Source organism: Acetobacter sp., assembly GCF_052102375.1.
Lineage (GTDB): Bacteria > Pseudomonadota > Alphaproteobacteria > Acetobacterales > Acetobacteraceae > Acetobacter.
Genome location: NZ_JBQDXI010000016.1, coordinates 58,878 through 68,006 on the forward strand (window position 1 = coordinate 58,878; position 9,129 = coordinate 68,006).

At 52.7% G+C, this 9,129-nt stretch carries 8 protein-coding genes and 1 pseudogene; 7 read left to right on the plus strand and 2 right to left on the minus strand.

Annotated features, from left to right (window positions below; translation table 11 throughout):
* Both ACTIDN_RS08675 and hslO read left to right on the plus strand, forming a co-directional pair.
* Positions 1-315 carry a hypothetical protein gene (locus ACTIDN_RS08675; protein ID WP_441376726.1) on the plus strand — a complete coding sequence of 105 codons (315 nt, stop codon included), beginning with the start codon at positions 1-3 and terminating at the stop codon, positions 313-315.
* A gap of 113 nt (positions 316-428) precedes the next feature.
* Entirely contained in the window at positions 429-1,385 is a 957-nt protein-coding gene (gene hslO / locus ACTIDN_RS08680) for an Hsp33 family molecular chaperone HslO (RefSeq protein WP_441376727.1), read from the plus strand.
* Between the two features lie 111 nt (positions 1,386-1,496).
* On the opposite strand, the gene ACTIDN_RS08685 is transcribed toward hslO, so the two are convergent.
* Positions 1,497-1,850 carry a zinc ribbon domain-containing protein YjdM gene (locus ACTIDN_RS08685; RefSeq protein ID WP_086650392.1) on the minus strand — a complete coding sequence of 118 codons (354 nt, stop codon included), beginning with the start codon at positions 1,848-1,850 and terminating at the stop codon, positions 1,497-1,499.
* A gap of 192 nt (positions 1,851-2,042) precedes the next feature.
* Between ACTIDN_RS08685 and ACTIDN_RS08690 the strand changes: the two genes are divergently transcribed.
* On the plus strand, positions 2,043-3,014 hold the full coding sequence (locus ACTIDN_RS08690; protein ID WP_441376728.1) for a hypothetical protein: 972 nt from the start codon (positions 2,043-2,045) through the stop codon (positions 3,012-3,014).
* A 71-nt stretch (positions 3,015-3,085) separates the two neighbouring features.
* Here ACTIDN_RS08690 and ACTIDN_RS08695 read toward each other — a convergent pair whose 3' ends face one another.
* A complete protein-coding gene (locus tag ACTIDN_RS08695; protein ID WP_441376729.1) occupies positions 3,086-5,353 on the minus strand; it encodes a TonB-dependent siderophore receptor in 2,268 nt (755 codons plus the stop codon).
* A gap of 266 nt (positions 5,354-5,619) precedes the next feature.
* On the opposite strand from ACTIDN_RS08695, the gene ACTIDN_RS08700 reads away from it, so the two are divergent.
* From ACTIDN_RS08700 to ACTIDN_RS08715, 4 genes and pseudogenes are all read left to right on the plus strand, one after another.
* A complete protein-coding gene (locus ACTIDN_RS08700; protein WP_441376730.1) occupies positions 5,620-6,768 on the plus strand; it encodes a tyrosine-type recombinase/integrase in 1,149 nt (382 codons plus the stop codon).
* Between the two features lie 181 nt (positions 6,769-6,949).
* On the plus strand, positions 6,950-7,324 hold the full coding sequence (locus ACTIDN_RS08705) for a helix-turn-helix transcriptional regulator (protein WP_441376731.1): 375 nt from the start codon (positions 6,950-6,952) through the stop codon (positions 7,322-7,324).
* Between the two features lie 419 nt (positions 7,325-7,743).
* Positions 7,744-7,977: pseudogene (locus tag ACTIDN_RS08710) on the plus strand (transposase); the annotation flags it as partial.
* A 235-nt stretch (positions 7,978-8,212) separates the two neighbouring features.
* Positions 8,213-9,129 (plus strand): IS110 family transposase (locus tag ACTIDN_RS08715; protein WP_441376732.1); only part of this gene is annotated, 917 nt, incomplete at its 3' end.

Sequence of the window (9,129 nt, forward strand, 5' to 3'; positions counted from 1 at the left end):
ATGACTGGCACGGATAAGGTTGTTCCCACCACGACAGAAGATACGCCCTCCGTTCCTGGCTGGGTGGAAACAACACTGGATGATATTCTGGCAAGCCTGCCGGTAACTGCGGAAAAACTCTCCCCGCTCCGTGCCTCCTACCTTGACTGCCTTGCCAGTTGCGGCCGCGCAACAGACCTAGACAGCGCTCACGATGCCTGCCGCCAAGGGCTACTACGTGCCTTGAAAGATAGCGTACGTCTGGAGTCCACCACCCTGCGGACGCTGGAGCAAAAACTGGAAAAGCTTGAACTCGACATTTCAAGCGCCATTTAAGAGAAAACAGCTTCTGACTTTCTTGCGCTCCCTGCGCGGAAAACGGCAGGCAGAACGGCTGGCATCAGCCGCCCTGTGCTGCCGTTTTCTTTTATGTCGATAAGGCCCCCACTATGGAAACCCCTGCTTTTCTTGACCGTGACCGCCCCGATGTGCCCGATCTTGTTGTGCCCGGTGGTGTCACGCCTTTCTATCTAAAAGGCCGTCCGGTCCGTGGCCGTATGGTGCATCTTGGTGTGCTGGCGGATGTCTTACTGACCCGCCACGACCACCCTGCTGCCGTAACCCGGCTGGCGGGCAAGGCATTGGCTTTGGTTGCTGCTTTGGCATCAGCCCTCAAGTTCAAAGGCTCTTTTTCCCTTCAAATCAAAGGGGACGGCCCCGTCTCCATGCTGGTGGCAGACTGTACGGACACTGGTGCCCTGCGCTTCTATGCCCGCACGGAAGAAGACGCGCTGAACGCCTTGTTGGCCGAAACCTCTACCCCGACCGACCGTGAGTTGCTGGGCAATGGCTACCTTGCCCTGACGATTGACCAAGGCCCGGATATGGAGCGGCATCAGGGCATTGTGGAAATTGCGGGAGATGATCTGGCAACCATGGCATCCCACTATTTTGCAACCAGTGAACAACATGCCTGCTGGCTGTTCCTGAGCTGCAAAATGACTGATGCTGGTTGGCGCGCAGGCGGCCTGATTCTGGAACGCATTGCGGGTGAAGGCGGGACACACGTGGTGGGCGATGCTGACGCAGATGCAAACTGGGAAACGGCCACCATTCTTGCCTCTACCCTGTCTGCCCGCGAACTGCTGGATGATAGCCTGTCGGCTCCGGAGCTCTTGCACCGCCTCTTCCATCAGGAAGACCTGCATGTCAGCCAACCGCGTGCCCTAGCCTATGGCTGCCGCTGCTCCCGCGCACGTCTGGTCGATGTGCTGCAAGGCTTCTCCAACGATGACCTAGACCACATGGCTCAGGATGACGGGCAGATTGTCATGAATTGCGATTTTTGCAATATCGACTTCCGCTTCCCCCGCAAGGATATTCTCTCCCGTGCGGAGCAGGCATAACGTATTGATCTGACATGGTGTGTTACGCCCCATCACACTGCCAGACATAACAAAAAGGCTGCTGGAACAAGATGAGTCCAGCGGCCTTTTTATAAAATCCTGAAAAGAGAATCAGGATTTTTTTACAAATTCAGATTTCAAATTCATGGCACCAAAACCGGGAATTTTGCAGGCAATATTATGCCCGTCTGCACCGTCTGTCAGGCGGATACCCTTAACCTTGGTGCCCCCCTTAATGGCCTGAGAAGACCCTTTTATTTTCAAGTCTTTGATGACTGTTACTGTGTCACCATCGGTCAGAACATTCCCGTTAGCATCCTTAATAACGCCCGGTTCGCCCTCTGTATCGGCGGTCAGGCTACTATCTTGGCTCCACTCATTGCCGCATTCTGGGCAAATCCACAGGCTGCCATCTGGGTACACATGCTCGGAACCGCAGGTTGGGCATGGAGGGGTTGTGGTCATAGCTATCCTTTCGCGTTGTAGGTCTGTTTCTACTGCATAGCTCGCACAATAGAAAGGCGGTGTGATCATACCTCATAGCCGTGCGTAATATTGACCTGCGCCACCCCCGAAGGCAGGATTTTTCCGGGCAGACCTCCTCATGCTGCCCCGTCTCTGTTACCTGAGATTTTCTGCCATGAAAGGGTGCGCGCCATGACGCTGTTCTCTCGTCCACTTCGCCTGTCTTTTACAGCGGCTCTCGTGCTCCCTGCCCTACTGGCAGGCTGTGCAGGAGACCCTAAACCTGTCTCTTTTGCGCCGCTGACATATGAGTATCTGGGCCAGATGCACCTGAATGCATCCACCCTTAATATTATAGATAACACCACGACCAACCCGATTGCAGGCGATATCGGCAACCGGGCACCCACCCCACCAGCGCAAGCCCTGCGGCAAATGGCGCAGGACCGCCTGGCTGCCGGTAGTTCAAATGGCAATACGGCCCAGTTCGTGATTGATCGTGCCTCCATCCTGCATAACGCAGGCGGTACTCTGGCCGGACAGATGGATGTTCACCTCGACATTCTCAGCCCCGGCAGCACACAAACAGCGCATGCGGAAGCTCATGTCACAAGCAACCTGCGGCCCGATCCCTCAAAAGGGGATGTGGATGGTCAGGCCAACCTGTATGAGCTGACCCGTGACATGATGCAGCACATGAATGTGGAACTGGAATATCAGATACGCCACTCCCTCTCCGCCTGGCTTGTGGATGCGGGCGGCACACCCGTGGGAGCCGCCATTCAAACGCAACAGCTTGGCGCACCCGGCACCACATCAGCAGCGCCCAAAGGGCTGAGCGCTACGGCCGTTACGGTCCCAGCCACTGCTGCAACCAGTGCCATCCCAACATCCACCACACCCGAAAATGCGCCTATCACCACACCAACAGTGACAACGCCCAAAGTTGACGTGCCGGATATCACGGCTCCTCAGGTGACTGTACCAGACACAAGCGGTGTGACACAAAAGGCGGCAACAAGCGCGGCCCCTAGTGAGCCAGATGCTATTTTCCCGGCTGGTGGAGAGGACGATACCCCGTCAACACCGGTTAAAACGATGTCTCCAAAAGCTGGATACCTCAAGCTGCCGGGACAAACCAAACCCACTTCATCAGGCAACTAAACAAACAATAGGGGAAAGAGAGGTTATGATGTCTCTTTCCCCTTAAAAACCAGTTTTCTAAAAATTACCTATTAAAAAACACTTTGCACGGTTGCCATAAAATTACGCGGCTCTCCATAGTAGTTATAAATATACAAATTACCAAGACGCTGATAATATTTTGTATCTGAAAGATTATTGACGTTAACTGTAATATTGAGTTCCGGCCGCAACTGGTAACCAACCTGAGCATTGGCAACAACATAGGCTCCTTGGGTGACCATTCTGTTTGAGCCAAATGTGCCACTCTGCGCGGTTACACCCGCTCCCACGCTCCAGACATTGCGTGTGACCTCTGGCTTAGCAAAGCGGTAATGCGTCCAAAGTTTAAAAAGATGCCGGGGAGAATTGGGGGAGTATGCCTTGCCCTGCAAACCGGAGTCATCTTTTAAAACTACGTTGTCATTGTACGTATAACTAGCGTTAATGTCCCACCCCGGCAGCAAGCGGCCGATCATCTCAGCTTCTATGCCTTGGCTTCTGACTTTACCGGCCGCGTTATAGCAGGTGCTGGTGCCTGTGCGCCCGCATATAGGGGCCAAATTTTGGTCTTCCAGCGCTTTGTTGCGTTCCACAACACGGTAACCAGCAAGAGAAACATTCAGGTTTTTATGGAAAAAATCACCTTTAAACCCAACTTCAATCTGCGTGCCCTTAACAGGCTTTAGGCGACCTGAAAGACTATAGGCACTCTGCGGCTCAAATGTATCCGTATAGCTTGCATAGGCTGAAATAGTAGGAATGAAGTGCCAGACCAGACCGAGATAGGGCGTTGGGACAGCATTGTTTTTCTGGCTAACAACGTACGGTGTACCGGTGCTCAAATTTCTAATTTTATACTCATAAAAACTCAAACGGCCGCCCATAAGCAAATCAAGAGAATGCAGAAGCTGAATACGCGCTGAACCATAAACACCGGCTTGCTGAGTTGGCTCCCGGTACCATGTTGTAATGTTGGGCTGAAGAGTGCTGGAAATAATTGGTTTAAAAATATCCATATTTTGCAAGGCTGCATTTGTACGCCATGAAGCAGATGCACCACCGTCTTTTTGCAAATAGGAGTCATAATTTGCTCCCAACAGAAAATCATGCTTGCGGTGCAGTAAATGTACTGGCCCTGTTATATAGAGGTCTGCCCCGTCATACTGCTCCCTGATAGAGGAATTGGCGACAATGAAGTTCCCTTTTTTCTGAGCAGAAACGGCACTGTTCAGATACGCATAATGTAGGGACGTATCTGTCACGCGGTGTCGGCCATTTACCCTTAATCGCCAGTCATTTTCAAAACGATGCTCCAATTCTCCGCCAAATTCATACATAGGCGCAGTTGTCGTATTCCAGTCTGCGCCAATATAGCTTTTGCGGGGTAAATTCAGGTCACTCCCATTACTCGCGCGGGGTAGCCCCATAAAACGGGTTGTATCGTTTTTCTGCCCGGTCGCGGTGATCGAGAGTGTCGTGCGGTCTGTAATATGCACATCAATATCAGCGTAAGCGGTCCAACGACGATCATGTGCGGTATTATAGAAAAAATTACGGTCTGTTCCCGCCATCACAAAACGGCCAGTTACCTTGCGGGAAGGGATAAGAGGGCCGGTAATGTCTGCATCAGCGTGGAAATTGTTCCATGACCCGCCGCTAAAAGAGCCTTGAGCCTTAAACTGGTCCAGCGGGCGTTTTTTGACAAAATTGACACTACCCCCTGGTGATGCTGACCCCTGAAACATGCCGTTAGGGCCGCGCAACACTTCAAGCCGGTCATAGATGGCAATATCGAATTGCTGGCTCATTTGCAGCCCGCCAGAAGACGGAACACCGTCAAACATGGGCGCGACTGTGTAGCCTCTGGATGTGTAACCAGCCGTACCATCACCATACAAATTGACGTTAATACCTGGTGCCTGCTTCAGGGCATCATCAACTGTGTTCAGGTTCTGGTCCCGCATCTGCTGACGACCGATAACACTGACTGATTGTGGAATTTGGTCCAACCGCAACAGCATCTTGTTCATGGAAACTGCTTTGACAACATAGCTGCCTGTGCCGTCGGTCGTCGCATTTTTACGGCGCTCCCCATGCACAATCAGGCTTTCCACACTTTTGGGCGTGCTGTCTTCCTCGGTTTCAGCTTCTGTTGGTGCAACCTTTGTCTCAGCAGCAAAAAGTGGGCTGGCTGGCAATGCCACTGCAAAGCCTAGGCACAGCACACCGTAAGACCATCCATAATGCCGTGTCTTGTACTGCTGGCCTTTTCGCCCGCCTGCCCCTCGAAGTGTCACCGCGATCCCTTTTTTGGTCATCAAATATGATAATTCCTCGCATTATCACCTATATGTGACCGTACGCAACAACTAATAATAATTCTCATTTACAGAATTTGCTATCACAGCGCTTTCACGGCGGCAACACGGGTTCGAATCCCGTACGGGACGCCATTGTTTTCATTGGCTTTTTTGGCGAAACTCTTCCAAAAAATATTAGTTTTTGCACCATTTTTGCACCATCGCGAGGAACGTCGTAGTGTCTTCTCATGGTGGAAGATATCAACACGCCAGCAGGTGATGTCATGAGCGGGCGCACGGACCCCGCCACAGGCAAGGCTTTACCGCGCGGTGTGAGCTATCGTGGCCCCAAACAATACATGACCCGTAAGGTGGTCGATGGTCGCAGGGTGCAGCAGACTTTTTCTACCGCGGCACAGGCCCGACGCTGGCTCAATGAAACAGCCGCCAAAGCAGAACTGGGCCAGTTCACAGATACACGCCCTCTCGACAAGATGACGATTGGCACACTTGTTGAACGGTATCGCGATGAGTGCATGGCCGATCGGAAAGCCGACCGGATCGGGCATATCCCAGCCATTCTGCGCGACACCGCACTGTCTTCGGTACGGTTATCGAAATTCTCAGCCGCAGACGTCCGTGGCTTCCGTGAACGCATGACCGCAACCGGATATGCAGCCGCGACTGTGGTGAAACGCCTTAATCTTTTGGCTTCTATTCTTCAGCATGCCATCTCGGAATGGGATATCGCCATCGTCAATCATGCGTCTGGCCGCGTTGTAAAACGACCAGAGGGGGCTGACAAAAAACGTAACCGACGCCTCAAGGAAAATCGGGATTCCTCTCTTCCCGGAGAATTTGAACGCCTGATTGAAGCCGTCAGCGCCTCCCCTCACCCGGATGATGTCTGGCTTGTGCGATGGTCGATCGAGCAGGGCACACGCCGGGGCGAAGCCCTCCAGCTTCGCTGGGGCGACATTGACCTTCAGCGTCGCACCCTGAAGCTGGGCGGCGAAAGCGGAAAGACCAAGACGCATCGCCATCAGGAAGAGCACGGGCCAGAGATAAGACCTCTCACGCCTGGCGCACGTCGCCTCCTGATCGAGAAGCTTGCAACGCTTCCTCATCACCCCAAACCAACACAATTCCTCTTTGATGTCGGAACTGAAGCGGCGTTCAGTGTCCGATATGGCCGCATGGTGCGAGATGCCGGACTGAAAGATCTGACCTTTCACGACCTGAGACACGAAGCAACCAGCCGGTTAGCAAAATTGCTGCCCAATCCGCTCGACCTCAAACGCGTCACTGGCCATCGCGACCTAAAATCACTGGACCGCTATTACCAGCCCGTTCCTGAAGACATCAGTCGTCAGATTGAAGAGGCTGAACGTGTGTTGGGTATGCTATCAGAAGAGAAACTGCCAAAGGAATAAAGTCTCTTCATCTCCAGTCAGATCCCCCTCACTTCGCCAGAAAATGAAATAAAAGATCAGAGAAAGAATTTTCTTTCTCTGATCTCTCGTACTGTGCTATCAGGTTTTCACGGTTCAACACCGTTCTTCTCCCCCAAAAAAACAATCTGAAATCTTGTGTCTTTTGGGGAGTCCTGCATCCTTGACCCAGTCACCCGTCACGCCTAAAGTTTTGCGCTATCGCGATGCCGCAACCTATCTGGGCATTAGCCATGGTCGATTACGGAATCTGGTCAGCGAGGGACGTGGTCCAGCTTCCGTAACCTATGGCAAACGGGACAGGGCTTTTCCAATTGCCGCTCTGGATGCGTTTATCGACCAGCGGACAACTGGCTATCAACCTGTTAGGCCAGAACCCATCGCGGTCAAACGTCGACCAGGCCGCCCCCGCAAGACCGAACACCGCAACCAGAAACAGATGGCTCATTGGACTGCAATCATGATGGCACTGTTTATGACCTATCTTCTCTGGGTCTATGGCTTTCTTGGTATTGCAACAGGCTTCATTACAAACTGAGAACCATTAAAGAAACACAACTTCTCGCTTTTGCCCGCTAGAAGACAAGTCTGCCATATTTGGAAGGTTCTGTTCGCTCCTTGGGCAAAATACAGATGCATCAGATATCCTGACTATCACCAGAATTTGCACTGAATATAACTTCCGCTTACGCCTCAAGTCAGTCATTCAGATGGCCACACTAATTTCCTCATTGCGGACATGTTGGATTTAAAATTCAATCTCCGTGTCGTATTATATCTGTCCTGTGGCGTTCTTGTTTGGGCGCGGACAATTGGCGCCGCTTATGTGACCTAAGAGCCGCCGCATGCTTGTGGGGGCGACGTATCACCGTAACCGGCATAGCAAACTTGGACTTGTAACGGTTTTGTGCCGGTCATCTGAGCGTTTTAAGCTCGTATCAGGAGACCGACGGAACCATGAAGCATACGGAAGATTTCAAGCGCGAGGCCGTAAGGATTGCGTTGAGCAGTGGGTTGTCACGCACGCGTGTTGCGGCCGATCTGGGTATTGGCAAATCCACTCTGGCGAAATGGATAGTGAATTATCGTCCGGACGAGCCGACATCAGGGCCTCAGGCTGATCTGGCCCGCGAGAATGAACGTCTTCGCCTGGAGAACCGGATTTTACGGGAGGAGAGGGAAATCCTAAAAAACGATCCCGGACGTTTGTCCGCCTGTGCGGCATAGAAACGGGCCATGCTATTGTGCCGGACAGGAGGGTAGCGGCCGTTCGCTTATTGGCGGGTTCGTCCCCGTTAAAAAACGTGGTCCATGGAACTGTGCGAACTTGAGAATGGTGACACCGCCTTGCGGTGATCCCGGTTAGGAAGATGATTGATAGGCATGTTCCACACCCTCCTCCAGCACACTGTGTGGAGATGTTACGATGCCTCGAAAATCTGCAAAAGCGTCCTTTGATCTCACACGCCATATTCAGGGAGCCGCTGCGATCGATATTGGATCACGGATGCATATGGCGGCGGTGTCCCCTGAGGCTGCGAAGGACCCAATCCGGTCCTTTGGCACATTTACGTCCGACCTGCATGCGTTGGCTGAGTGGTTCAAAGAATGCAAAGTCACCAGTGTCGCCATGGAATCTACAGGCGTCTACTGGATCCCGGTTTATGAAATCCTTGAGCAGCATGGTTTCGACGTCATTCTGGTGAACGCGCGCTACGCCAAGAATGTACCCGGTCGCAAGACGGACGTGAGCGATGCCGGATGGCTCCAGCAACTTCATTCCTATGGCTTGCTGCGTGGAAGCTTTCGGCCTCAGGCCGATATTGCCGCATTGCGGGCTTACTTGCGTCAACGTGAACGTCTGGTCGAGTATGCTGCGGGACATATCCAGCACATGCAGAAAGCCCTGATGGAAATGAATCTGCAACTCCATCACGTCGTCTCCGATATCACTGGCGTCACAGGCATGCAGATTATCCGGGCAATTGTCGGCGGTGAACGTGATCCAGAGACGCTGGCCGCTAAGCGCGACGTCAGATGCCGCTCATCGGCAGAAGTGATATCGGCAGCTCTGATGGGCAATTATAGAGATGAACATGTGCTCGCTCTGACACAGGCACTGGAGCTCTATGATATTTATCAGGAACGGATCATGGCCTGTGATCGCCGCATGGAAGGCCTGCTACTGCTTTTGAGCCACGGCAGTGCAAAGCCTGCGGCAGACCTCCCAAAGCCTCGGATCAAGACAAAGCAGGTGAGTGCTCCGTCCTTCGACGTACGAGGCATTCTGGGCGGATTCAACCGGTCGTCGCAACACCTTAATATTGGAGGTGTAGACGATGA